This is a genomic window from Streptomyces sp. NBC_01142, from assembly GCF_026341125.1.
Taxonomy (GTDB): domain Bacteria; phylum Actinomycetota; class Actinomycetes; order Streptomycetales; family Streptomycetaceae; genus Streptomyces.
Genome location: NZ_JAPEOR010000001.1, coordinates 3681865 through 3706229, shown reverse-complemented (window position 1 = coordinate 3706229; position 24365 = coordinate 3681865). Strand labels below are relative to the sequence as shown.

Annotated in this window: 21 protein-coding genes and 1 pseudogene; 17 read left to right on the top strand and 5 right to left on the bottom strand. The window is 69.1% G+C overall.

The window, feature by feature from the left end; genetic code table 11:
• The first annotated feature begins 16 nt into the window (after positions 1–16).
• The 4 genes and pseudogenes from OG883_RS16640 (at position 17) to OG883_RS16625 (ending at position 2199) form a co-directional block, all read left to right on the top strand.
• Positions 17–382 carry a hypothetical protein gene (locus OG883_RS16640; protein ID WP_266540809.1) on the top strand — a complete coding sequence of 122 codons (366 nt, stop codon included), beginning with the start codon at positions 17–19 and terminating at the stop codon, positions 380–382.
• A gap of 175 nt (positions 383–557) precedes the next feature.
• Positions 558–878, top strand: a complete 321-nt coding sequence (locus OG883_RS16635; protein WP_323180926.1) for a hypothetical protein — start codon at positions 558–560, stop codon at positions 876–878.
• A 95-nt stretch (positions 879–973) separates the two neighbouring features.
• Positions 974–1210: pseudogene (locus tag OG883_RS16630) on the top strand (IS701 family transposase); the annotation flags it as partial.
• A gap of 263 nt (positions 1211–1473) precedes the next feature.
• Complete coding sequence (locus OG883_RS16625; protein WP_266540804.1) at positions 1474–2199, top strand: DUF2625 domain-containing protein; 726 nt, start codon at positions 1474–1476, stop codon at positions 2197–2199.
• Positions 2200–2217: 18 nt separating this feature from the next.
• On the opposite strand, the gene OG883_RS16620 is transcribed toward OG883_RS16625, so the two are convergent.
• The 5 genes from OG883_RS16620 to OG883_RS16600 all read right to left on the bottom strand — a co-directional run bounded on the left by OG883_RS16620 (position 2218) and on the right by OG883_RS16600 (position 7065).
• Positions 2218–3756, bottom strand: coding sequence for a hypothetical protein (locus tag OG883_RS16620; RefSeq protein ID WP_266540801.1), 1539 nt, complete (start codon positions 3754–3756; stop codon positions 2218–2220).
• Complete coding sequence (locus tag OG883_RS16615) at positions 3756–4007, bottom strand: hypothetical protein (protein ID WP_266540798.1); 252 nt, start codon at positions 4005–4007, stop codon at positions 3756–3758. Before OG883_RS16615 ends, OG883_RS16620 begins: the two co-directional genes overlap by 1 nt.
• Positions 4008–4112: 105 nt before the next feature.
• Entirely contained in the window at positions 4113–5534 is a 1422-nt protein-coding gene (locus OG883_RS16610) for a hypothetical protein (RefSeq protein WP_266540796.1), read from the bottom strand.
• 92 nt (positions 5535–5626) lie between these two features.
• Positions 5627–6295: a Tn3 family transposase gene (locus OG883_RS16605; RefSeq protein ID WP_266540793.1), complete on the bottom strand. Its 669-nt coding sequence runs from the start codon at positions 6293–6295 to the stop codon at positions 5627–5629.
• 44 nt (positions 6296–6339) lie between these two features.
• Complete coding sequence (locus OG883_RS16600; RefSeq protein ID WP_266540791.1) at positions 6340–7065, bottom strand: ferritin-like domain-containing protein; 726 nt, start codon at positions 7063–7065, stop codon at positions 6340–6342.
• Positions 7066–7474: 409 nt separating this feature from the next.
• Here OG883_RS16600 and OG883_RS16595 point away from each other — a divergent pair, with 409 nt between their 5' ends.
• From OG883_RS16595 to OG883_RS16535, 13 genes are all read left to right on the top strand, one after another.
• The gene (locus OG883_RS16595) at positions 7475–7600 is read left to right on the top strand and encodes a hypothetical protein (RefSeq protein ID WP_266540788.1); all 126 of its coding nucleotides are present in this window, start codon (positions 7475–7477) and stop codon (positions 7598–7600) included.
• A 593-nt stretch (positions 7601–8193) separates the two neighbouring features.
• Positions 8194–8541 carry a hypothetical protein gene (locus OG883_RS16590; RefSeq protein WP_266540787.1) on the top strand — a complete coding sequence of 116 codons (348 nt, stop codon included), beginning with the start codon at positions 8194–8196 and terminating at the stop codon, positions 8539–8541.
• Between the two features lie 85 nt (positions 8542–8626).
• The gene (locus OG883_RS16585; RefSeq protein WP_266540784.1) at positions 8627–9310 is read left to right on the top strand and encodes an ABC transporter ATP-binding protein; all 684 of its coding nucleotides are present in this window, start codon (positions 8627–8629) and stop codon (positions 9308–9310) included.
• Positions 9310–11478: a permease gene (locus OG883_RS16580; protein WP_266540781.1), complete on the top strand. Its 2169-nt coding sequence runs from the start codon at positions 9310–9312 to the stop codon at positions 11476–11478. The genes OG883_RS16585 and OG883_RS16580 overlap by 1 nt, the downstream gene beginning before the upstream one ends.
• A 1086-nt stretch (positions 11479–12564) precedes the next feature.
• The gene (locus tag OG883_RS16575) at positions 12565–13449 is read left to right on the top strand and encodes a universal stress protein (RefSeq protein WP_266540778.1); all 885 of its coding nucleotides are present in this window, start codon (positions 12565–12567) and stop codon (positions 13447–13449) included.
• Between the two features lie 158 nt (positions 13450–13607).
• Positions 13608–15671 carry a transketolase gene (tkt, locus tag OG883_RS16570; protein ID WP_266540775.1) on the top strand — a complete coding sequence of 688 codons (2064 nt, stop codon included), beginning with the start codon at positions 13608–13610 and terminating at the stop codon, positions 15669–15671.
• 94 nt (positions 15672–15765) lie between these two features.
• Positions 15766–16779, top strand: coding sequence for a phosphogluconate dehydrogenase (NAD(+)-dependent, decarboxylating) (gnd, locus tag OG883_RS16565; protein WP_266541623.1), 1014 nt, complete (start codon positions 15766–15768; stop codon positions 16777–16779).
• A gap of 3 nt (positions 16780–16782) precedes the next feature.
• Complete coding sequence (gene zwf, locus OG883_RS16560; protein ID WP_266540772.1) at positions 16783–18240, top strand: glucose-6-phosphate dehydrogenase; 1458 nt, start codon at positions 16783–16785, stop codon at positions 18238–18240.
• A 152-nt stretch (positions 18241–18392) separates the two neighbouring features.
• On the top strand, positions 18393–19136 hold the full coding sequence (locus OG883_RS16555) for an HAD family phosphatase (RefSeq protein WP_266540770.1): 744 nt from the start codon (positions 18393–18395) through the stop codon (positions 19134–19136).
• Complete coding sequence (locus tag OG883_RS16550) at positions 19133–21526, top strand: glycoside hydrolase family 65 protein (protein WP_266540767.1); 2394 nt, start codon at positions 19133–19135, stop codon at positions 21524–21526. The genes OG883_RS16555 and OG883_RS16550 overlap by 4 nt, the downstream gene beginning before the upstream one ends.
• Before the next feature lie 227 nt (positions 21527–21753).
• Positions 21754–21939 (top strand): DUF1737 domain-containing protein, encoded by a 186-nt coding sequence (locus tag OG883_RS16545; RefSeq protein ID WP_266540765.1) that lies wholly within the window; start codon positions 21754–21756, stop codon positions 21937–21939.
• Between the two features lie 486 nt (positions 21940–22425).
• Positions 22426–23319, top strand: a complete 894-nt coding sequence (locus OG883_RS16540) for a hypothetical protein (RefSeq protein ID WP_266540763.1) — start codon at positions 22426–22428, stop codon at positions 23317–23319.
• Positions 23320–23696: 377 nt separating this feature from the next.
• On the top strand, positions 23697–24329 hold the full coding sequence (locus tag OG883_RS16535; RefSeq protein ID WP_266540760.1) for a DUF6193 family natural product biosynthesis protein: 633 nt from the start codon (positions 23697–23699) through the stop codon (positions 24327–24329).
• Positions 24330–24365: the final 36 nt, after the last annotated feature.

Sequence of the window (24365 nt, the reverse complement as noted above, 5' to 3'; positions counted from 1 at the left end):
ATCTGGAGGTACCACCATGGTCCGTCTCCGTTCGGCCTCGCTGGCCCTGCTGACCGCTGCCGCATGCGTCGCGCTCCCCGGGCCATCGGCCTCGGCCTCCCCCGGCGACACCGCGACCATGTGCTCGAGCTCCTTGACGCCGTCCGGCTGGGTCGATGTGCAGTGGTGGAACAGCTGGGCGTGCGGCACCACGTTCAACCCCAATATGAAGAAGATCCAGCAGGTCTCCGGCATGCCCATCGGCTCCACCGTGAACGCCTGCGCCTCCACACTGCCCCCGGCGGGCTGGGTGCAGGTGAACCGCTTCTACAGCGGCGCCTGCCAGTACTCAGCAGTGCCCAGCCATGACCCCAACACCTGGACGATCAAACGGGTTTCCTGAGGCCGAAAGTCTCCCTCATACTCCAGTCTGACTTCGCGATTTTGTCGGGGGTGTAGCGCCTCAGTCGGCGGAAGTCTGGTGCTGCACGTATATCGCGTTGTGGGTCCCGGGGCGCCGCCATAAGCTCATCGGCATGTCTCTACGTCTTCGTATGCGTCAAGCACTGCCGGAAGCGATGCGCGCCCGTGACAAGGCCGCAGTGAGCGCCCTGCGCACAACGCTTGCTGCGCTGGACAACGCTGAGGCGGTGCCCGTGGACGAAGCTGAGCTCCGAGGCGTGGCCCTTGAGCAGTCGCCGGTTGGTGTCGGCGCCACCGAAGCAGCACGGCGTGAGCTGAGCGAGCGCAGTGTGGTGGATGTCGTGCGGGCCGAGGCCGCCGAGCGGCTGGAGGTCGCAGCGCAGTTGACTGCGCCCGCGCAGGCTGACCGAGTCGCGCAGCTCCGCGCGGAGGCCGCCGTGCTGGTCCGCTTCCTCGACGGTCCCGGCACCGCATAGGACACGGCGTCGCATCGCGCCCGAAGCGACGCAGGAGCAGGGCTGGGAACAGGTACGGCCACCGCGTGATCATTGGGGTCACCCACCAAGGTGCCCTGTCGGAGCTGGTCCGCGTCGCCGGCGTCCGCTGGAGCGTCGAGGAGTGCTTCCAGGCCGCCAAGAGCCAGGGCGGCCTCGACCACTACCAGGTCAGGCACTGGACCTCATGGCACCGCCACATCACACTCGCCATGCTCGCCCTGGCCTTCCTGGCTGCTGTCGCAGCCGGCGCGGCCCCCCGCCGGGCCGCCGATCCGCACCACCCGCCCGTAGCCGCGACCCGATCACGTTGACCGTTCCGGACATCCGCCACCTGCTCACCGCCGTCCTCATCCCACCGGCCATGTCCATGGCCAGGCTGCTGCACTGGTCCAACTGACGCAGACGCCACCAGACAACAGCCCGACGCAGCCACTACCAAGGACGGTCTGCCGACGAACCCACTGGACAGATCACGAAACCGCGTTGGAGTAGTAAGAGTTCATCTCGACAGGCGGGTGGTTCGTCGAGATGACCTGCCGGTCGGGGCGCTAGGTGTGGGTGCGACGATGCGGGCATGCGTGAATTGAGCCAGCTGATCGATGCCGAGGAACCGGCCTGGCCGGAGCTGAGGGAGGCCCTCGGTGCCGGGCCCGTGCCCATCGACGTGCTTCCGCCCGATACCGAGCTGGGTAAGGCATCGCTCCTCCAATTGCAGGTGACGGCCAGGTCGTACCTGGGCGCGGTAGTGCTGCACTGCGGCGGTCTGCTGGTGGACAACGGATGGCTGCGGGTCCTCGGCAGCCCCCTGGGCGGGGCGGCAGGGATGCCGAGTCTGGCTCGGGTCAATCGGCTCCCTGGAGCGTTCGACCCGGCGTGGCAGGCGGATACCGGCCTGGTGGTGGCGTACGACGTGCTGGGCGGCGTCTTCGCTCTCAACGGCGGGGACCCCGCCAGCGCCGGCCGTCCCGGTACCCCTGGAGAGATTGTCTACTTCGCCCCGGATTCCCTTCGCTGGGAGACTCTGGGCGTCGGCCACTCGGCGTGGATGACCTGGCTGGTGTCCGGGGCACTCGACGAGTTCTACGCCGATCTTCGCTGGCCAGGCTGGAGGGACGAGGTCCGGGCACTGAACAGCGATCAGGCCGTATCAATTTTTCCGCCGTTGTGGTCCGCCGAGGCACGTCAGGACATGTCCGCGACCAGTCGTCGCGCCGTGCCGATCATGGAGTTGCTCGGTGTCGCCCGGGACTCATGCCGACAGTTCGATGGAGTTGATCCGGGCTTTCTCGGCGTCGTGTGAACTCGCCCGGGCGGCCCGTCAGTCCTTCGGCCTCGCCGACGCCTTGGCGCAGAGGTACCCACGCGCGAGCAGCAGGCCGGTGCCGGTCATGGCGATGCCGAAGTAGACCGGCGCGAGGTGGATGAAGTCCGTGTAGTGGATCGCGCCGTGCACCACGGCAGCCGGCAGGAAGCCGGCGGCCGCCGCCGCGGCCAGGGTCCAGAACACCCAGGCCTCACCCCGCCGCCAGCCCCACGCGCTGAGCAGAATGATGGCCACCGCGGCGGCCATCAGGGCACCGCCGAACCCCGCGCGGTCGTGGGCAACGAACGGCACAAGCCGGGGATTCACGGTTTCCAGCATCTGCGTGCTGGTGCCTAGGAAAGCCAGGTCGGTCGGCACGAAGACACCGGTCAGGCCGACCACCGAGATCACCGCTCCGCCGACAAACAGCCCCGCTCCTGTGACGATCAGCAGCAGCTGGCCTACCAGCGCCCGTCGGCGCTCCGGCTCTGGCCCCTCGGGCGCCAGGCGCCACCGCGGTGCGTGCGGGATCCGACGGACCGCGGCCACGAACATCGGGAACAACACGATGGTGGTGGCCGTGTGCAGGGGTTCCACGAAGCCGGTGGCCAGGAAGTAGAACAAGGTGGGGAAGCCAATCGCCCCCGAGAGCAGATACACCTCGCGGGCCCAGGGCCAGCCGCGTCTGATCCCGCCCACGGCGAGGCCGGTGTAGAGGGCGCCGATCGCTACCATCGTGCCGGCCATGGTGATCCGGTCGTGCTGGAGGAAGTGCACGAGGTGGTGGTTGGCGGCATGCAGTTCGTGCAGCGTCATGCCGAGGTAGTCACGGTCGTACCAGAGCAGCACCGGCCCGAGCGTGATCGCAGCGGCGCCGAGTCCGGCGCCCGTCATACCGAGCCCGACCAGCAGCGCCCACCACCAGGCGGGCCAGCGGCGGGGATCGCGGCCGACATCCCGTAGCACCGGAGCGGGCGCGGTGGGCGTGGCTGCCTCGGTGACCCGCGAGAACCAGCCGGGTCCGGACGCGACGAGCACCCCGGGCCGGGCTAGCACGACAGCGCCTGGCTCCTCGAGCACGGCGGCCGCGGCGGTGACCGACGGGTCTGACACATGGACCACATGCGGGTCGCCGCTGCTGGTGAACCCGTCGACATGGGGCTTGAGGGCGGCCTCGGCCTCCGGGTCGCAGGCGCGGACAACCAGCGGGATCGAGCGGCCGGCAGCGGCCTCGCGTACGGTCTCCGCGTCGGCCGCCGAGACGGGCGCCACCTCGACGACACCAGCCCCGAGGGAGGGCATGGCGCGTACCGCTTCGCGGGCCAGCGAGGGCGGGACGGATATGCCAAGGCGGACGGTCACGGGCACGCCGGCGATCTCGCCGGCGAGCCGCTTTGGCGGATGACGGTGGCCGAACCCCAGGGCGATCAGCCGCGCGCCGGCGGGACGGGAGCCGATCGAGGCCAGCAGCCGCAGTGCGGTTCGCTGCGAACGGCGCCGGCCGAGGACGGCAGCGGCCGAGCCACGCAGCGGGTGATACGTCCAGTCCGGCATCAGTGGCTCTCGCTCTCCGTCGCGGTCACCCGGTCACCGGGCGCGGTCCAGCCGAGCACCTGCGTCATGGAACGCAGCGTCGCCCGCGTCAGCCGGGCGGCCGTGTCGCGCAGCAGTACCGCGGACGGCCGCGGCAGCTGGCCGACTGCGCCGAGCCGGGCGGAGCGGCGTCGGGGTTCTGGTCGGCGGTCGAGACCCGCGCGTAGCCGATGAGCATACGTCGGAAGCTGTCGGCCGGAGCCTTCTCCCAACGCTAGTTGTCGACAGTGCCCACCTGCGGGTTCGTGGTCACTGACCACTTGAGCCCGCCGTCGTTGCCGGCACTCGGACACACGGAACTGCTCTTGATTCGGCACTCAGTTCCGAGCGTTGAGAACGATCAGGCGTATGTACTGACTGCCGTAGGTGATGAACACGCCCGCGCCCTTGGCAACGGCGTCCGGCGTCGTAGTCGCCACCGGCAGCGGTTCCGCGGCCCCGGTCTCGGCGGAAACGGAGACGGGCATGTTCCCCTCGGGGCCCGAGCGTTCGGTCAGACCGTAGGCCGTGCCGTCGTCGCCGACGGAGATGAGGGTGATCCTCTTGGCGTCTTCCCCACCTCCGATGCAATGGCCCTTACCCGTCTTCAGGTTGAAGACGCTGCGGTCCTTGACCAGGTACTGGCCGTTGGGCGACAGGGACGCCGGAGTCTCGTACGGATCGGCCTGCTCAGGCGCGCGCAGGTCATACGGGGTGCCGTGGATCTCGCACGAGGCAGTCGCCCGGAGCTTGCCGGTCGCCAGATCGTGTACGGCGGACATCGGGCTGTCCGCGGTGGTGTACCAGCCGGCGATCAGGTGGTTGCCCGTAGCGCTGTTGATCCGGCCGTTGGGCGTCTCCCAGGGGCCTGTACTGGCAGATTCCCCCTTGAGCACCGCGCTGGCACCGGGCGGAATCACCGTTGTGCTGTGCCAGCCGCCGTCGATGCCGAAGCCGCCGGAGGCACTGCCGCCCTGCTCCAGTTTGCCGTTGGTCACGAGGCCGTCCGGGCTCGGGATGGCTATGTTGATGTCCAGGTCAGAGGGCTTCCCCCCGAGCTTCACCTTGGCGATGCCGTGGGTGACCTTGCCTTCGGGCGACAGCAGCACGGCGTCTTCGGACCTCGGGATGACCACCAGCCCCCCTGCTCCCGGGAACACGTTGACGTCGGTGGCGGAGTCCTCGGCCGACGCCCCGACATCCGCGGTGCCGGACGGGCCGATGTCCCCGGATGCGTCGGCCGGGTAGAAGGCCGCGGAGATGACCTCCTTGGTGTTGTGCAGCTGGTCCTTGCTCTTCTTGCCGTACGCCCATACCGCGAAGTACTCGCGCTCGCCGCCTGTAATGAGGGATACGCGAGGGACCGTCAGCAGTCCGGACGGGTCCTCGGTCTGTTCCTCGGTGAGCTCCGGTGCCTTCCAGGGCTTGCTCGTCGACAGCAGACGGCCGGACATCGCCTCGCGGACCTTCAGCACGTAGCCCTGCGTGGTCTTGTCCAGGTAAGCGATGGTGTCGCCCTTGGCCGAGACTGCGTAGGGGAAGGGCTGTCCTTCGGGCATCCAGTCGGCCCTGACCTCCCATCCCTTCTCGCTCGCGAAGCCAGGGGGAGGCGTGATCTCGCTCGTCAGGGCGACGTCGGTGGGTTTCTTGGCCGCAGTCCCGGGCGCGTCGTCCTTGGGGCTGCCGGAGCTGCAGCCCGACACTGTGCCGACCAGCGCGCCCGCCAGCAGCGCGACCGTGACCTTCTTCCCGATCCTCATTCAAGCCCTCTCAATGCATGGGCGATGAGGCAACTCAGCCGTCTCCCCCGGTGGACGGTATGTACAAGTCTCGTGATCAGGACGGCACGTTATCAGCAATGCACCGTCGACCCGGCCCAGCAGTTGAGGCGGGTGCGGGGCTCGACCCCGAATCCTGGACACGGACCGCTGCGTAGCCGCAGCCGGACGGTTCTACGGCCTCCCGCAGGATCACGCGCGGGAGGCCGAACCTGTCCGGGCCCCGGCGCTCCGGCGCTCCGGCGCTCCGGCGCTCCGGCGCTCCGGCGCTCCGGCGCTCCGGCGCTCCGGCGCTCCGGCGCTCCGGCGCTCCGGCGCTCCGGCGCTCCGGCGCTCCGGGAGCAAGGTACGGCGGCCGGCAGTACCAGGCCGGGCTGCTTGTCCATCTCCAGTCGGATGGTGCCGTACGAGTTGCTGTTCGACCAGAACAGCGCGGTCAGCCCACGCCGGTCCTCGTCTGTGAGTTTCTTCGCCCAGGCTGGTTCGGCGAGGACCTGCTGAAGCAGCAGCGTTTTGACGTACACGAGCGCGGACTGGAGCAGATGCAGTGCGAGCATCGACGTCTCGGCGTGCTCCTTGTCCGGGCCGGCCCGAGCGCCGTCCTTGCCGTAGTGCAGCACGGTGTTCGCCGAGTTCCCGTTCTCCACGACCCGGAGCCCGCCGTGGATCTCCCGGCGAAAGCCGGGGCTGGCCAGGTAATCGCACGCGAAGATCGTGCGGAGCGCGGTGGCGTACTTGACCATCCGGTCCTACTGCTGGGCGATCAGCTCCCAGCGGATCGGCCGCGTCAGCGCGCCTCCGAGGGCCGGCCAGGCACCAGCACCACCGAGGCCACCGCGTCGGAGGAAGCCATGACGTCGGCCACGAAACTCAGGCGCCCGACGCCCAACCTGTGCAGTCCCCGACCGTGGTCCGCTGCGACGGCGAGGGACACAGCGAACAGGAGGAGCCGCCAGATACCCATCACCGGACGGCGCAGTAGGCGGGGCAGCTCCGCGAAGGAGGCGTGCAATCGTTCGCAGTGGAATGGCACGTGGCACTGCTCGTCAGCCAGGATTCGGCCCGCCACGTCCGAAGTGAGCGAGTCGTCTGTGCCGTCGCGCAAGGCCCGGTAGTAGCGGAGCGCCACCACCTCAGCGATCATCAGCACCAGCAGCTCCATACGCAGGCCCATGAGGCGCCGCAACCGCACGAAAACTGTGTCGCTCCAGTGGCTGGTCAACGTCGGCATGCCGCCCGCGGCCAGCAGCCGGGCGAGTAGACGGGCGTGGTTCTGTTCCTCGGCGACGAAGAGCCGGACCGCCCGCGCGTAGTCGCGGTCCCCGGCCTCGTCCGCCTTGGTGACGAGGTTGGCACCGTCACCGTCCTCTCCCACCTGGAAGCGCTGGATGCCTGCCCACACAGCCGGATGCAGGGTTGCGCCCTGGTCCCAGTTCGGATCGTCCTGGGCACGCCTGCGCTCGCGTTCGTCCTCGAAGCGCCGTACCCACTTGGCGAACCCGCCCGCACCCACCCGCTCTCCCCTCTGCCTCGGGGCACCTCCGCCGTGCCCCAGACAAGGTGACGCGAGCGGCTGCTGAACCGTTCCACCGTCGTCCTGGAGAGGTGGGCTGCGCATGTTCACATGCACGCACACCCGGCGAGAATGCCGTCAGCCACCTCGCGAGCAGCCACTACCGACATGGCAGGTCAACATCACCAGCCTCGGACATTCACAGATCCTGGTGGTCAAAGATGGGCCGGCGACCGCCTCAGAGCACGAATACGAGCAGCACACTCACTCCGCGGATCGAACTCCTAAAGCGCCGTTGGTTCAATTCCGTCCATGAGACCGTTGCCGAGGAAACGTCGGCAGTGACACTCTCCTGAGTAACGCTGATTCCCGGGCGCACCGGGAACTGCCCTGGTGTCGTGGCTCCGCCATGAAACAGCGACCGGACACCACCGCGTTCCAGCGCGGCGCGCTCGAGGGGTGCATCCCCACCGGATGCGACCACCCTCCGCCCTACCCCACGAGCGCATCCACGAAGGACCGGCACCCGAAGTGATGTGTGCCCGGACCCGGGCCATGTTCCCGCCTGACTGCCATGACCATCGTGGCGGGACAGGTCCTGGCAGGTGAGTCTGCCTTGAACGGCATCGAGGGCCGTCACCTGCCGGCGCTTTCCGCCGTGCGGCACTCGCGTCCGATGTGGACCACTGCGTCCGTGACCTGACGCCGCCGCTACGCGGAAGCATCGCTCCGGGCGCAGATTGGCCCGGTGCGCGAGGCGGTTTCGCTGGCCGACACGGAAGCCCTGATTCCGAAGATCGAATTCAGGTCGGACCTTCGCTGAGAATTGAGTCGGTGTTTTTCCCTCCCTTCCCGGAGCCCCAGCAGTCACCAGCGGCATATGCAGCGCTTGGGCACACCACGCCGGTCAAAAGGCGGGGTTGGTTCACCGTGGTCGGTTTTGAGCCCCTGATAAACCAACTCTTGCTGCATGCACCTCGCTTGCCTACGGTGATCGCCACGTCACGCTGGGGCCCTGGCTGAGACGCACCAGAGCAGAGCTGTGCACCGACCGGCGGCCACGCCTCCGATGCCTCTCTGCTGTGCCCGTGTCCCTTTCGACATCATCATCTGAAGGAGTGCACACGAATGACGAGGACGAAGTTCGTCGCTGCCGCGCTGCTCACCGTGGCGCTCGCGGTTCCTACGGCCACTGCCGTTGCCGCTGACGCCTACGGCGGCGGCGCCCATGCCTGGTCTCCGGCTGACGGCGGTGACAGTGGGAAGATAGCCGTCAAGGACAACAGCAGTGACGGGGACCCGGCGAAGGCCGAGTACTACCGGACGTCCAGTTCGGAGACGAAGCGGACCCTGTGGAACCACAGCGGCCCGGGGACCAAGTCCTACTCCGGCGACGGGTCCAGAATCTACAAGTTCAAGGCGTGCGACGAGAACTACGGGTCGCCGGACGACTGCTCGGGCTGGGTCATCCCGTAAGCCTGCTCTCCACGGCTACTTTGCCGCGCCGACCCGTCCTGGGCCGGCGCGGCGTCCCCATTTCTCTGACACGAGGCAAAATTCTGTGAAACAAAGCGATTCGCCGGGGCTCCGCGTGAGCGGCCTCTGCTATCGGGTCGAGGGGCGAACTCTCCTCGACAGTGTGGAGCTGTCCGTGGCCCCCAGCGAGTCGGTCGCGGTGACCGGCCCCAGCGGGTCCGGCAAGTCGACGCTGCTCATGTGCATCCTCGGCCTGATCAAACCGCAGGCAGGCACCGTCACCGCCGGGGGCCGGGAGATCACCGGGCTCGGGTCCGCGCAGCTTGCGCAGGTACGTCGGAAGACTCTGGGCATGGTGTTCCAGTTCGGTGAACTCCTCCCTGAACTCAGTCCGGTGGAGAACGTCGCTCTGCCGGTCCTGCTCGACGGAGGCCGCCACCAGGACGCCTACCGACGTGCGGAGGAACTCCTCGACGAGCTCGGCGTCCCCGCCGGCTCCACCCCCACCGGCATGCTCTCCGGCGGCGAACGCCAGCGCACTGCCGTCGCCCGCGCCCTGATCACCGAGCCCGACGTCCTCCTCGCCGACGAGCCCACCGGCGCCCTCGACCCCGACGCCAAAGAGGGAGTCGCCCGTCTGCTCTTCACGACCGCCCGTGACCGGGGCTGCGCACTGCTGTTGGTCACGCACGACCTGACGGTGGCCGGTCGAGCCGACCGCCAACACGAGCTCCTCGGCGGGATCCTGGCCGAATCAGGAGCCCTCTGATGAAGGAAAGGGTCCGAACCGCGGGAAAGTTGTTCAGGATCGGTCTCGCCGCGGGCCGCTCCACTCCCGGCGACCGCCTGCGCTGGTGGGGTCTGTTCGGCGCCGCGGCCGCAGTCGCCTTCGTCACCCTGGCGACCGTGGCCACTGTTGCGACGTATCACGGCCGTGAGACCAGAGCGGACGCCAGAGGGCCGGTGATCACTTTCAGCAAGGACGCCGCGCTGCTGTACCGGGAGGGAATCGACTCTGTCGGCACCAGGCCCGTATCCGTCGTGTTCGTCCACCCCCTCACACCCGAGGCTCCTCTTCCTGCCGGTGTTGCCCGCTGGCCGGACCCGGGCGAGGTCCTCCTCTCTCCCGAACTCGTCAGGACCGGACGCGGAGAGGGAATCCTGAAGCGGTACGGACGGTTCGCCGGAACCATCACCACCGACGGGTTGGTCACTCCCTCTGAGCGGATCGCATATGTCCGGGTGGAGGACACGCCACCGAAGGACGATTCCAGGTGGATGGAGGTGTCCGCCTTCGGAAGCGGCGGCGGAGCGACGGGAGAGATGGCCGACCAGCCGCCTGTGACCTCCCCCGTCCTTGCTCTGTGGGCGCTGACCGGACTGCCCGCCCTCGCCCTGACTGTGGTCGCCGCGCGGGTCGGCTCCCGCACCCGTGACGGGCGCAGCAGCCTGCTGCAAGCCCTGGGGGGGACATGGCGGCACCGGATGATCGTCAACGTCGGTGAAGCCGCGATCCCCGCAGTACTGGGGACCCTCACCGCTTTCGTCCCGTATGCCGTTGCCTCCGTACGGGACACCCGCCTTGTGCCTACCGGATACATCCTCGACCACCGTGATGTGTGGGCGGCATGGCCGACCGCCATGGCATCGGCGGCGGTATCTCTGTTGGTCGTGCTGGGCATCGTGGTGGGCACACACCGCATTACCCGGGACGGCACGTCCACCCGCCCCGCCTCCTTCACCTCCCGTGTTCCCGCGTGGCGCCTGGTCGTCTGTGGTGTCGGCGTCGCACTGGTCCTGACGAGCCAGTACGTGCCCCGGAAGGCACAACTCGTCGTGTTCACCTGCGGGACCGTCGTGATGTGGGCCTTTCTGTCCTCCGTCGTGGCTCTCCTCACCCGCCACTTGGGCTCCTGGCTCGCCGACAACGGAAGGCGCCGAGGACATGCGGGCCGCATGATCGGCGGACGGTGGACGCACGCGCATCCCGGCGTGATCGTTCGCCTCGCTCTGGCCATGGTGATCGGTATCGGGATCGTCGCCCAGATGCAGGTGTGGACCAGCAGGCTCGGAGTGCATTCGCACGCAGCAGTCGCCACGCACCAGCGCATCAAGGACACGGTGATCGAGGTGACCGCCGGCACTATGACCGCGTCGCAGACGGACCGGTTCCGCTCGTCCCTCCCGTCCGGTTCGATACTGCTGAGCCGTACCTTTCACGATCCGGGCGGGTCCAGAGACCCCTGGGTGACCATCAGAGGATCCTGTCGCGACCTGCGTGCACTGCACGTGACCTGTGGCGGTGACACGGGAGCAGCGGCGGGGAGCAGTGCCCAGTCGGCCAAGGTGGAAGAGATGCGCCGCTGGTACGGCGATCTCAGGTTCACACAGGCCCCCCGGCTAAGCGTGAAGCCGGACGGCACACAGTCCCTCCTCGTCGTAACCCCCGCACCGGGGCACCTCTCTGCGGTGAAGCAGGCCGCGTACACGCTTCCCAATCCTTCGGTGCAGGTCGAGGCTTTGGGCGGAAACTGGCTGGGGTCCTCGCGGTCTCGCCTGCCGAACTGGATCCAGCTGTTCGGAGTAACCGGCATCCTGTTCATTCTCATGGCCGGTGCGGTGAGCGCGGCGGCCGAGTTCGTCCGGATCCGCCACGCTCTCGCCCCGCTCTCCGTCCTGACCGGCCACCGCCGGGTGTTCCGGTCCGTGACCGCATGGCACCTGACCGTCCCTCTGCTCATCTCCACCGTGGTCACCGGGGCCGTGACCGCATGGCACTCGGTGTTCTTCATCGCCCTGGTACAGGAGGGCTCCGTATCCTGGACGGTTCTTGGAGTCGGCATCACAGCGTGTGCTGCGGTTTCCCTCACCGTCGGACTCCTCGGCGCACGCGCGGCAGCCCGGGAGGCCGACCAGTGGCGGCCCACAGCCGACTGAACGCAAACACACCACGACCGGCTCTCGCCGAGACGAGAGAGCGTGCAGGAAGCCCGGTGCTCCACGCTAGAGGGCTTCGTGCGGCAGCCGTCTCCCCCGGCGCCGAAAGTTCCCCGGTGGTCCGTGCCCGACGCGCGGTGACGGACGGAGGTGGCACGACGGCCGGGACGCTCGTGCCCGACCTCCTCGCCGAGAGGTGGGCGCCCGCCGGGACCGTTCCGGAGCGGACGCCGTACCGGGCGTTCACCACGGACCCTGACCCCGGCGGAGCGGACGGCGTAGAAGACCGGCGAGGCCGGACGTCGCGCGGGTTCCCACCACCGGCCGTCAGCGCGACATCCTGGGTGAGGCCGACGCCCGCGTGCTCTACGAGGCGTGCCGCGGCTGCAAGGTCCTCCGCACCGATGGCAAAGGATCCACGGTCGCCGGATTGATCGACCCCGGATTCCTCGCCACCATGCGACGACACCGCAGCCCTCGCCGACGACGTCCAGTACAACCGCCGCATCATGGACTCCGAGTAAGGCATCTCTGTCTACTGACGGCCCCATGCAGAACAACTCACATCAAGTGGCAGATCCCACTGACGTTCTGATGGCGGACGACACAGAGGGTGCCGCGACTCCACCCTCAACCGGGGGCGCCGTACGGGAACTCGAACCCAGCCGCCGACGGACCGGCCGACCGCCTGGCAGGACCTCTCATGCGCGCGCACCACGTCCCAACCAACGAGGCGAAGAACGCTGAGCCGCGAGCCCTCGTTCTGGCAGGTCAGGAGCACCTCCATCGAAGCCGCTTGCGGACGAGTGCTCTGAGATGCTCATCGGGATCCCGCGGGACTCCCTCCCGTCCGGGGCGGGGACTCCGGCCTCGTCCGTACGGGACCGGGCCGGCCGGCCGCGCACGGACCACCGGTGCCTGCCGCCCGCGGAGGGCACAGCCCACTGTCCGCGATGCCCTGAATCGCGGCATTTCCGATGTATGGGTAATTTCTTGATCAGGCGCCCGCTTACGCGGATGCCCGTGACGGCCCTCGTGACGGCCCTCGTGACGGCCCCCGCAAGAGCCCGAGGCAAGGAGAGCAGCATGTCCCGACCCGTCGTTGTGGGAGTGGACGACTCCGACGAGAGCCTGGCGGCAGTGGACTGGGCCGCGGACGAGGCTGCGGCGCGCGGCACCGGCCTCCGGCTGGTGAACGCCTCGCAGTGGCAGGAGCACCAGCTCCAGGCCGTGAAGCCGTCCCGCGAGACCCGGACCGACCGGGAGCAGAGTCTGCTGGGCGCGATGGAGGAGCGCGTCCGGGCGCGCCAGTCGGGGGTCGCCATGGCCACGGAGGAGGTCGAGGACGCCCCAGCCAGGGCGCTGCTGGCCGCAGGCTCCGGCGCGGACCTGCTCGTCCTGGGGTCGCCAGGACTCGGCACCGTCGGCGGCTTCATCGTCGGCTCGGTGGGACAGGAGGTCGTGGCGGAGGCGAAGCACCCGGTGGTGCTCGTACGGCCGGATTACGGCGAGCGTGAGGCAAGCGCCGGCGCCCCCGGTGGCGATGGACGCCGAAAAGTGGTCCTCGGTCTGGACGTACGCGATGTGAAGGACGAACTTCTCGACTTCGCGTTCGGCTTCGCGGCACGACACGCCGTCCCGTTGCACATCGTGCACACCTGGCACTTTCCGGGCCTTCACCGCCATGCCGCGGCTGCCGGGCACGGCGGCCCCGACCCGGGGACCAAGGCGGAGCGGGAGTCGGCGCTGTCGGGCGCGGTGCACCCCTATCGGGAGAGGTTCCCGGGTGTGAAGGTGTCCGAGGAGGCCGCTCCCGGGCGGGCGGCCGGCCACCTCGTCGAGGCCGCGTCCGATGCGGGACTTGTTGTCGTCGGCCGGCGCAGGGCGGCATCGGGCGCGCACATCGGTTCGGTCACCCACGCGGTGATCCACCACGCTCGCTGTCCCGTCGCCGTCGTTCCGCACGCCTGACGCATGTCAACCGTCGCGGGTGAGGCATCGCAGCGGGCGCTCCCGGCATCCTCCGAGCAGGATCGCCAACGCTGCGCGGCCCACCCAACGCCGGACTGCCGTCACCCGGCGCGCCGGGCGACGGACCGACCTGAGCCCACTGTGAAGGGGGAACGCGCATGACCGACCTGGACACGCTGTCGGTGAACACCATCCGCGGTCTCTGCATGGACGCTGTCCAGAAGGCCCAGTCCGGCCACCCGGGCACGCCCATGGGGATCGCGCCCGTCGCCTACACCCTGTGGCAGCGGTTCCTGCGGTTCGATCCCCAGGACCCGATCTGGCCCAACCGCGACCGCTTCGTGCTCTCCGAGGGGCACGCCTCGACGCTGCTGTGGTCCCTGCTCCATCTGACCGGCGTCCGTGCCGTCGACCCGGACTACGAGGTACTGGGACGGCCGGCGGTGACGCTCGACGACCTGAAGTCGTTCCGTCAGCTCGGCTCCCGCTGCCCCGGTCACCCCGAGTACCGCTGGACGAGCGGTGTCGAGGCCACGACCGGGCCGCTCGGCCAGGGGGTGGCGGACTCCGTCGGGATGGCGATGGCCGGCAGGTGGCTCGCCGCGCGGTACAACCGGGATGACTTCCCCCTCTTCGACTTCGACGTGTACGCGCTCGCCGGGGACGGCTGCATGATGGAGGGCGTCGCCTCGGAGGCCGCCTCGCTCGCAGGGCATCAACGGCTGTCCAACCTGTGCTGGATCTACGACTCGAACCGAGTCACCATCGAGGGCCACACCAGCATCGCCTTCACCGAGGACGTCGCCGCCCGGTTCCTCGCGTACGGCTGGAACGTGACCACCGTCGCCGACGCCAACGACCTCGACGCCGTCGCCCGCGCCTTCCACACCTTCCTGGCCGAGACCGAGCGCCCCACCCTGGTCCTGGTCCACAGCCACATCGGCTACGGCTCACCCGTCGAGGACTCACCGAAGGCCCACGGAGCACCGTTCGGACCGGACGGCGTCCGGGCGACCAAGCGCTTCCTCGGCATGCCCGAGGACGAGCAGTTCTGGATTCCCGAGGAGGTCCGTGACTGGTTCGGCCAGGGCATCGGTGCGCGTGGTGCACAACTGCGCACCGCCTGGGAGAAACGGTTCGACGCATACCGTGCCGCCTGGCCCGAACTCGCCGACGAGCTGGAACGCATGCAGCGACGTGAACTCCCGGAGGGATGGGACAGCAAGCTTCCCGACTTCCCCGCCGACCCCAAGGGTCTGGCCACCAGGGACTCCTCGGCCCAGGTGCTCAACGCCCTCGCGCAGAGCATTCCCTGGCTCCTCGGCGGCTCCGCCGACCTCGCGCCGTCGACCAAGACCCATCTCACCTTCGACGGCGCGGGAGACTTCCAGCCGGAGAGCCCGTCCGGGCGCAACCTCCACCTCGGCATCCGGGAGCACGCCGCGGCGGCCGTCGCCAACGGTATGGCCCTGACCAAGTTGCGGCCGTACTGGTCGGGATTCCTCATCTTCTCCGACTACGCCAAGGCAGCCATCCGGCTGTCCGCGCTGATGGAGATCCCGGTCGTCCACATCTTCACGCACGACTCCATCGGCGTCGGCGAGGACGGACCCACCCACCAGCCGGTCGAACAGCTTGCAGGCCTTCGCGCGATGCCGGGACTGCTGGTGTTCCGCCCCGGCGACGCGGGCGAAGTCGTCGAGACCTGGCGGTTGGTCGCCGGCCTGCGCCACGAGCCGGCGGCACTGGTCCTCTCCCGCCAGGCGCTGCCCACACTCGACCGAACGCGGCTGGCCGCCGCCTCGGGTGTCGCACACGGTGCCTATGTGCTGGCGGACCCGCCCTCCGGCGAGCCACAGGTGATCCTGCTCGCCACCGGATCCGAAGTGTCCCTGGCGCTGGCCGCCCGGGACGAACTCGCAGCCGACGGCATCGGGGCCCGGGTGGTCAGCATGCCGTGCTGGGAACTGTTCGACCGTCAGCCGCGGGAGTACCGCGACCAGGTCCTGCCACCGGCGGTGACCGCACGGGTCGGCATCGAGCAGGCATCGACGTTCGGCTGGGACCGCTACGTGGGAGACGGGGGCGCTCTCGTCGGCATGCACACCTACGGTGCCTCGGCTCCCCTGAAACAACTGCTCACGAAGTTCGGGTTCACCCCGCAGCGGGTGGCCGAGATCGCACGGGAGCTGGTGGAGTCCCGGCAGGAGGCGAGTACATGAGCCGGACCTCGGCCACGAGCCGCCCGCCAACGCCCTCATCCGTCACTACCGCGCTCTGAAGAACGGGAAGCCGGACATGACCACTGACACACCCATGCAGCTCGGCATGATCGGGCTCGGCCGGATGGGCGCCAATCTCGTGCGCCGGCTGATGCGTGACGGCCACCGATGCGTCGTCTACGACCTCGACCGGGAGGCCCTGCAGGAGCTGGAGAAGGAGGGGGCGACGGCCGCCACCTCGCTCCATGACTTCGTCGACAAGCTGGAAAAACCCAGGAACGCCTGGCTGATGCTCCCCGCCGGGGTGGTGCAGCCGACACTGGACCAGCTGGCCACGCTGCTGGACCCCGATGACACCGTCGTCGACGGCGGCAACTCGTACTACCGGGACGACATCGCCCGGGCGAAGCAGCTCGCTCCCCGCGGAATCCACTACGTCGACTGCGGGACCTCGGGCGGCGTCTGGGGCCTCGAAAGGGGCTACTGCCTGATGATCGGCGGCGAGGACGACGCGGTCACACGGCTGAACCCGATCTTCCGCACCATTGCTCCAGGCGCCGGGAGCGTCGAGCCCACCCCGGGCAGGACCCGCGCCGACGGGACCGCGCCCGAGGGCTATCTGCACTGCGGCCCGAGCGGCGCGGGCCACTTCGTGAAGATGGTGCACAACGGAGTCGAGTACGGGATGATGGCCGCCGTTTCCGAGGGGCTCAGCATCATCAAGCACGCGGACGCGGGCCTGCGCCGCAGGGCCGTCGACGCCGAGACCGCTCCGCTGCGCGAGCCGGAGGCCTACCAGTACGAGATCGACGTCGCCGAGGTCGCCGAGGTGTGGCGCCGGGGCTCGGTCATCAGTTCATGGCTTGTCGACCTGGTCGCCGACGCGCTGGCGCGCTCGCCCGAGCTCGACACGTTCACCGGCCGCGTCTCGGACTCGGGGGAAGGCCGCTGGACTGTCCTGGCGGCGGTCGACGAGAGCGTGCCCGCCCCGGTCATCACCTCTGCGCTGACGCAGCGGTACGAATCGCGCGGGCTGGGCGAGTTCACCGACAAGCTGCTGTCCGCGATGCGCGGCGAGTTCGGCGGTCACGCCGAGAAGGCGGGGTGAACCGTGGCCGGTCCTTCCCAGCCGGAAAGCCGTCCCCCGGTCCCGGAGGACCACGTCGTCGTGATCTTCGGCGCGACCGGTGACCTGGCCCGGCGCAAGCTCCTGCCGGGGCTTTTCCACCTGGCCAAGGCGGGGCTGATGCCGCCCCGCTTCCGTGTCATCGGCTCGGCGCCCTCCCAGGTCGCGCTCAGCGACGACGAATTCCGCAAGCGGGCGCGGGAGGCGGTCGCCGAGTTCGGCAGGTCGAAGCCCGAGGGCAAGGCGTGGCAGGAGTTCGAGGACGCGCTGTCCTTCGGTGCGGCCGACCCCGACGCCCCCGAGCCGCTCCTGGAAGCCGTACGGGAGGCCGAGCGGGCCGTCGGCGGCAACCCCCGGCGCCTGTTCCACCTCGCCGTGCCGCCCAAGGCCTTCGGCTCCGTCGTGGAGCTGCTCGGCACGACCGGCCTCGCCGACAACGCCCGTGTCATCGTGGAGAAACCCTTCGGCACGGACCTCCCCTCGGCCCAGGCCCTCAACGCGACGATCCACGCGGTCTTCGACGAGTCCCGCGTCTTCCGCATCGACCACTTCCTGGGCAAGGAGTCCGTCGACAACATCCTCGCCCTCCGCTTCGCCAACGGCCTCCTCGAGCCCGTGTGGAACCGCGACCACATCAGCCATGTGCAGATCGACGTGCCGGAGAAGATCGGCATCGAGGGCCGCGCACAGTTCTTCGAAGGGACCGGCACCTTCCGGGACATGATCGTCACTCACCTCTTCCAGCTCATGGGGTTCGTGGCGATGGAACCCCCGACCGCCCTTGCGGCGAAGCCCCTGCGGGACGAGAAGGAGAAGGTCTTCGAGAGCATGCGGCCGCTGGATCCGGCACAGGTCGTCCGCGGCCAGTACGAGGGCTATCTCGAGGAGCCGGGCGTCGACCCCCGGTCGGACACCGAGACCTTCGTCGCGCTGCGCGTCGAACTGGACAACTGGCGGTGGGCCGGAGTGCCCTTCTACCTGCGCTCGGGAAAGGCGCTCGGTCAGGGACGCCACGTCGTGACGCTCGGCTTCCGGGAACCAGCGCTTCGCATGTTCCCCCTGGCCGCGCAGTGCGGCACGGAATCCCGGAACAATGAACTGGTGATCGATTTCGATGACCCCGGCCGGATCGCCGCCCGTTTCCTGGTGAAGGAGCCAGGACCCGCCATGCGCCTGAGCGAGGCCGAGATGGTCTTCAACTACGCCGACTCCGTCAACGCGATGTACGCGCTGGAGGGATACGAGCGCCTCATCCTGGACGCGATGCTCGGGGACCAGTCCCTGTTCACCCGCTCCGACGGGATCGAGCGGCTCTGGGAGGCATCCGCCCCGCTTCTGGAGAACCCGCCGCCGGTCGAGCCCTACGCACCGGGCTCCTGGGGCCCCGAGTCGGTCGACCGGCTCATCGCGCCCTACCGGTGGGGCCTGCCGGACGCTCACTGACACGCGAGCGACCCCGCGGCCGGGCCCGGTGCCCGGCCGCGCCCGCGGCTGCTCCGGATGACACCGGCACATCATCCCCACGGGCTACGCGCGGCGCGGCGCGCGGCACCTGCCGCCCTCCGCGACCGCCTCACCCTTCTAGCCTCGACGACATGCTGGGGCTTCCGGATCACGTACGCACTTGCCTGTTCGACCTCGACGGCGTCCTCACGCGCACCGCGAAGGTGCACGCGGCGGCATGGAAGGAGATGTTCGACGACTACCTCCGCCGGCGCGCCGAACGTGAGGAGGTTCCCTTCGAGCCATTCGACGCAGTGCACGAATACGACGAGTACGTGGACGGCCGGCCGCGCGAGGACGGGGTGCGCACCTTCCTCGCCTCGCGGGGGATCCGGCTGCCCGAGGGTGCGCCCGACGACGGGCCGGACAGGGAGACGGTGAACGGCCTGGGCACCCGTAAGAACGCGCTGGTGCTCCGCAAGATCCGCGAGGAGGGTGTGGAGGCCTACGAGGGCTCGGTGGCGTATGTGAGCGCCGCCAGGGACGCGGGTCTGCGGCGTGCCGTGGTCTCCTCGAGCGCCAACTGCCGCGATGTGCTGGCCGCGGCGGGCATCGAGGATCTCTTCGAGGAGCGCATCGACGGGATCGTCGCCAGGGAGCAGCGTTTGCGGGGCAAGCCGCAACCGGACACCTATCTGGCCGCCGCCCGTGCCCTGAGCGCCGAACCGGGTACCGCGGCGGTCTTCGAGGACGCCCTGGCGGGCGTGGAGGCCGGCCGGGCAGGGGGGTTCGGCCTTGTCGTGGGCATCGACAGGACCGGGCAGGCCGCGGAGCTCCGGCGGCACGGCGCGGACATCGTCGTGAACGATCTCGCCGAACTGCTGGAGTCACGATGATCACCCATCCCAGCTATGTGGTCGAACCGTGGTGCCTGCGCGAGACGGAGCTGAACCTCGACGTCCTCGCCCAGAGCGAGTCCGTGTTCGCGCTTGCCAACGGCCACATCGGATGGCGCGGCAATCTCGACGAGGGCGAACCGCACGGGCTCCCCGGCGCCTACCTCAACGGTGTCCACGAACTGCATCCGCTGCCGTACGCCGAGGCCGGCTACGGCTATCCGGAGTCCGGTCAGACGATGATCAACGTCACCGACGGGAAGATCATCCGGCTGCTGGTGGACGACCACCCCTATGACCTGCGGTATGGCGAACTCACGGCACACGAGCGGGTGCTGGACTTCCGTACAGGAGTCCTCCGCCGCACCGCGGAATGGACCTCCCCGGGCGGCCGCGCCGTCCGCATCACCTCGTACCGGCTGGTGTCGTTCACCCAGCGCGCCATCGCGGCGATCGCGTACGAGGTGGAGCCGCTGGACGCCGGGGCCACCGTGGCCGTCCAGTCCGAGCTGGTCGCCAACGAGCAGATGCCGCACGACACCGGCGACCCGCGGGTCGCGGCCGCGGTCGAGTCCCCGCTCGAGGCGGAGGAGGACTTCGCCCAGGACACGCGGCTGCGTCTGGTGCACCGCACCAGGAAGAGCGGCCAGCGGGTGGCGGCCGCGGCCGACCACATCGTCGAGGGCCCCGAGGGTACGGCCTGGTCGGCCCAGAGCGAGCCCGACGTCAGCAGGCTCACGGTCACCGCCGCCCTGGCGCCCGGCGAGCGGCTGCGGCTGGTGAAGTTCGTGGCGTACGGGTGGTCCGCGGAGAGGTCGCTGCCCGCCGTCCACGATCAGGTCGACGGCGCGGTCGCCGCCGCCCGCAGCACCGGCTGGGACGGGCTGCTGGCCGAGCAGCGGGCCTATCTGGACAACTTCTGGTCCGGCGCGGACGTCGAGGTGGACGGGGACGCGGAGATCCAGCAGGCCGTGCGCTTCGGGTTGTTCCATGTGCTGCAGGCCGCGGCCCGCGGCGAGGAACGGGCGATCCCCGCCAAGGGGCTGACGGGGACGGGCTACGACGGGCACTCGTTCTGGGACGTGGAGTCATTCGTCCTCCCGGTGCTCACCTACACGGCCCCCCAGTCCGTCGCCCCGGTCCTGCGCTGGCGGCACGCGACCCTGCCCGCGGCCCGGGACCGCGCCCATCAGCTCGGGCTGGCCGGAGCGGCGTTCCCGTGGCGGACCATCACCGGCGCGGAATGCTCGGCGTACTGGCCGGCGGGCACGGCCGCCTTTCATGTCAACGCCGACATCGCCAACGCCGTGCTCCGGTACGTGACCGCCACCGGCGACGAGGCGTTCGAACGGGGGCCGGGACTGGAGCTGCTGGTGCACACCGCGCGGCTCTGGCACTCGCTCGGCCACCACGACGCGGAGGGCGTCTTCCATATCGACGGCGTCACGGGCCCCGACGAGTACAGCGCCATCGCCCGCGACAACCTCTACACCAACCTGATGGCGCGCCGGAATCTGGTGGCCGCCGCGGAGACGGCGGTGCGCCACGTCGAACGCGCGGAGGAACTGGGGGTCGACGACGAGGAGACCGCCGCATGGCGGGACGCCGCCGCCCGGATCGCCGTGCCGTACAACGACACGCTCGATGTGCACGAGCAGTCGGCCGGGTTCACGGGCTTCCAGCGGTGGGACTTCGACAACACCTCCCCGGAGCAGTACCCGCTGATGCTGCATTTCCCGTACTTCGACCTCTACCGCAAGCAGGTCGTGAAACAGGCGGACCTGGTCCTCGCCATGCTGACCTGCGGCGACGCCTTCACCGCCGAGGAGAAGGCCCGCAACTTCGCCTACTACGAGCAGCTGACCGTACGGGACTCCTCGCTGTCGGCGTGCTGCCAGGCCGTCATGGCCGCCGAGACGGGACACCTCCGGCTGGCCTATGCCTATCTGGGCGAGGCGGCCCTGATGGACCTGGAGAACCTGGAACACAACACCCGCGACGGTCTGCACATCGCCTCCCTTGCGGGCACCTGGATGGCGCTGGTGCTCGGGCTCGGAGGAATGCGCCAGTACGACGGGGCGAGCGGTGCGGGCGGTCTGGGGTTCGCCCCGCGGCTGCCCGAGCGTCTCTCCGGCCTTCGGTTCACCGTGCTGGTGCAGGGGCGCAGGCTGCATGTGGACATCCGCAGCTCCGCAGCCGTCTACACCCTGGTGGAGGGGGATCCGCTGAAGATTCTGCACCACGGCGAGCCGCTCACCGTCACGGTGTCCCGGCCCGTGGAGCGTCCCCTGCCGCCGGTGCCCGTACAACCGGAACCGCAGCAGCCCAGGGGCCGTCGCCCTGCCGACCGGGGCGGCGCGGCGATGACCGGCGGGGAGGCGGTCGGCTGACCTGCCGGCCCGCCGTCCGCTCCAGCGCCATGTGAACCAGATCGCCCCACGGGACCTGAAGCCCACCATCCGCCCCGCGCAGTCCGGTTATCGCGTGCGGTGCCCGCTGCGCGTCGATCTGGAAGGGACCTATGGGAATTGAGCGCTAACGACCTTGGCAGCAATTGAGTTCGGAACATGCCGGCCCGGCGGCTCGGTAGGCGGGTGAGTTTGAGATCCTTCTCCTCATGAGCACACCACCAGACGGATTGCCTATCTACCGAGTCTTGACCGGCCCGGACAACGCCGCGTTCTGCCAACGTGTGAGCGAAGCGATGGGTCTTGGCTACGAACTGCACGAAGGCCCCGCCGTCACCTTCAACGGTGAGAACGTCATCGTTGCCCAGGCGCTGGTCTGGCCGACACTGCCGTAGCAACTTTGTGAGCAGCGGTGGTCGTGATCGGCCGGTGAGGTGAGAAGGGCCGCACGGGTTGGGTGAGTTGTGAGGCTTACCTGGGCACGTGCGGCCTGTTCGCATCCTGCCCTGTCCGGCGTTTCCCACGCACTCTTCGGCGAATTGCTCGACGGACTCGCCCCCAAGTGGCAGGCCGCCCGCGAGTCGGCGCCGGCGTGAGCGTCCTGGCGGGGACCGGCGGCGCGCCGCCGGAGCTGGGCCCAGGCAACGCCCGGTGTTCACCGACCGACTCCTGGTCACGCTCGTGTACCTGCGCCACCAACTGCCGCACGCTGCGGCGCCGGCCAAGTGTCAAAAGGGTCGAAGACGTGCTGAACGAACGCAGCCTGCACATCTACTGACGCCGCGCCCGCGCAGCTGCCTCAACGGATGAAACCTGTCCTGGGCCGGCCGCGTCGGAAGAACAGCACATCCCGCCACGTCACCGTCCTTCCGGGAGATCACATGCGGCTCAGGACATCGCGTGCCGCTTTTCTGCTTACTCTGCTGGCCCTGTCCGCGGGCGCCATCTCCGGTTGCGGCAGCGAGAAGGAGGCCGGCACGGAGGATATGGCTGTAAACCGTGCCCGGCAGGTCGCCGCAGCTTGGGACGGTTCACCGGCAGCTGACGCGTGGCGGGCCGGCTACTACCCCATGGAAGAGGCGGTCCAACTGCCGCGAGGCGGCCTGCGAAGCCAGGCCGACAAGCGCGCCTACCAGGCCCAGAACTTCGTCCTGCGAGGCAAGTTGCCCACCACTCGGCCGAAGGGCGGCCTGGTGGCTTGGGCGAGTGGTAAGACACTGTCACGGCCGTTGATGGGGGCACAGACCGCCTACATGACCCTGGCCCGCGCCCGGGTCGACGGAATACCGCACCTCACTGTGACCGGGGCAAAGCTGGGTGAGATGAGCCTGGCCACCAGCCGCGGACCTGCAACGGTCCCAGCCTGGTTCTTCACGCTGCAGGGCTACACCGCCCCCCTCAAGCGCGCCGCCGCCAGTCCGTCGAAGCTGCCCCGACCACCGATCCAACCGGCCCGCGACTTCCCCGCCGGCCAGTTGGCTCCGCTCGACCGGCTTGTCCAGATTGACGGAGACCGGCGATCCGTAACCGTGAACGCCATCCACGGGGCATGCGACGACGGCCCCGCCGTGGATGTCCTGGAAACACGCGGCAGCGTAGTGCTGTCAGCCTCCGTCAAAAACCCGAAGACAGGTGACTGCACCACGCAGGCGAAGGGGAAGCACGTGACAGTGAAGCTGGATCGACCCGTGCACGACCGCGTCCTGCTCGACGCGTACACGGGCCGACCAGTGCCGTACGGCCAGCCGAACGAGCCCTCGCCGAGCTGGAGCTGAGCCCGACCAGTACCGACGGAGAGATCGCTAGAGATCCGCCGGTCGGCATCGCGTCAGTTGAGGCTACTGGGTGGCTGAGCGGGGTCGTTTGGAGCGGTGCCGGTCGGCGGGCAGGGCGGCCCGGCGCGGTGTCGAACCCTCCAAGGTTTCTCGGATCACGGGCGGGGGATCGCCGGTCGGCCGACGCGGGCTTGCCCAGGGTCGCCTTGGGCTTGCCCGCGCTGCCTGTGGGAGGCTTGCCCGCGCCCGTCACCTGATCGGAGCCAAGGATGAGGGAAGAGCCAGACCCAGCCGTCTTGTACCCGGACGTGGCCGAGGAAGGGAGTCTCGCCGCAGCGCTCCAAGCCAAGGCGGCCGATCAAGGTCTATCCCTCAGCATGATCGCTACCACGTCTGATCCGCTGCGTCACACCACAGCGCCCAGCATCCTCCCGCACCGCGAAGCGCTGTTCGTGGTCGCATGGCACTTCGAACGGCGCTGGTGGATGAGCGGTTCCGCGAACAACGGGATACTGGTTTCGGGAGTCACGGACGATCTCAACCACGTCCCAGCGGTAGTGCACGCCTGGGCTGAAGGGGCCTCTCTCAGTGAGATCGACCAAGCCGCGAGCTTCGACCTTCTGACCGGACGTTTTGAGGTGCCGGACGGCAACCACTCTGACGTCATCGCCTCAGAGTGGCAGTTCATGCTCAAGGACGCCCAGCACTCCGACTGGCCTGAATACCAGGCACTCGTCGAAGCAGCCTACTCCGAACCGAAGCTGAGCAAGCTTTACCCGTACACCAGCCACTGGGCGCTGAGTTTCTCCGCCACCCCGTATCCCTTCGCCCCGAGCTTCGCCTCCTTGGCGGCTTCGCGGGGAGGCGACTACACCATCAGGGAATGGTGGAACGGCCCGGCACTGACCCAGGTCCCCACACCTGCCGAAGCGATCTCCATCGCCGTTGACCGACTCCCAGAAGGCCTCGATCCGGACGACCAGCCCACGCATGCTCAGGAGACCGGCTGAGCTTCGGGCGACAATCCGACGAAGCTGGTTCTGTTC

What these genes read in the sequence shown, in the direction of transcription:
- OG883_RS16635 (WP_323180926.1), top strand. Translation starts at nt 558, where the DNA reads ATGCGCGCCCGTGACAAGGCCGCAGTGAGCGCCCTGCGCACAACGCTT.
- OG883_RS16545 (WP_266540765.1), top strand. Translation starts at nt 21,754, where the DNA reads ATGAGCACACCACCAGACGGATTGCCTATCTACCGAGTCTTGACCGGC.
- OG883_RS16640 (WP_266540809.1), top strand. Translation starts at nt 17, where the DNA reads ATGGTCCGTCTCCGTTCGGCCTCGCTGGCCCTGCTGACCGCTGCCGCA.
- tkt (WP_266540775.1), top strand. Translation starts at nt 13,608, where the DNA reads ATGACCGACCTGGACACGCTGTCGGTGAACACCATCCGCGGTCTCTGC.
- OG883_RS16580 (WP_266540781.1), top strand. Translation starts at nt 9,310, where the DNA reads ATGAAGGAAAGGGTCCGAACCGCGGGAAAGTTGTTCAGGATCGGTCTC.
- OG883_RS16535 (WP_266540760.1), top strand. Translation starts at nt 23,697, where the DNA reads ATGATCGCTACCACGTCTGATCCGCTGCGTCACACCACAGCGCCCAGC.
- OG883_RS16605 (WP_266540793.1), bottom strand. Translation starts at nt 6,295, where the DNA reads ATGGTCAAGTACGCCACCGCGCTCCGCACGATCTTCGCGTGCGATTAC.
- OG883_RS16575 (WP_266540778.1), top strand. Translation starts at nt 12,565, where the DNA reads ATGTCCCGACCCGTCGTTGTGGGAGTGGACGACTCCGACGAGAGCCTG.
- OG883_RS16620 (WP_266540801.1), bottom strand. Translation starts at nt 3,756, where the DNA reads ATGCCGGACTGGACGTATCACCCGCTGCGTGGCTCGGCCGCTGCCGTC.
- OG883_RS16590 (WP_266540787.1), top strand. Translation starts at nt 8,194, where the DNA reads ATGACGAGGACGAAGTTCGTCGCTGCCGCGCTGCTCACCGTGGCGCTC.
- OG883_RS16595 (WP_266540788.1), top strand. Translation starts at nt 7,475, where the DNA reads ATGAAACAGCGACCGGACACCACCGCGTTCCAGCGCGGCGCGCTCGAG.
- OG883_RS16555 (WP_266540770.1), top strand. Translation starts at nt 18,393, where the DNA reads ATGCTGGGGCTTCCGGATCACGTACGCACTTGCCTGTTCGACCTCGAC.
- OG883_RS16610 (WP_266540796.1), bottom strand. Translation starts at nt 5,534, where the DNA reads ATGAGGATCGGGAAGAAGGTCACGGTCGCGCTGCTGGCGGGCGCGCTG.
- OG883_RS16540 (WP_266540763.1), top strand. Translation starts at nt 22,426, where the DNA reads ATGCGGCTCAGGACATCGCGTGCCGCTTTTCTGCTTACTCTGCTGGCC.
- OG883_RS16550 (WP_266540767.1), top strand. Translation starts at nt 19,133, where the DNA reads ATGATCACCCATCCCAGCTATGTGGTCGAACCGTGGTGCCTGCGCGAG.
- gnd (WP_266541623.1), top strand. Translation starts at nt 15,766, where the DNA reads ATGCAGCTCGGCATGATCGGGCTCGGCCGGATGGGCGCCAATCTCGTG.
- OG883_RS16625 (WP_266540804.1), top strand. Translation starts at nt 1,474, where the DNA reads ATGCGTGAATTGAGCCAGCTGATCGATGCCGAGGAACCGGCCTGGCCG.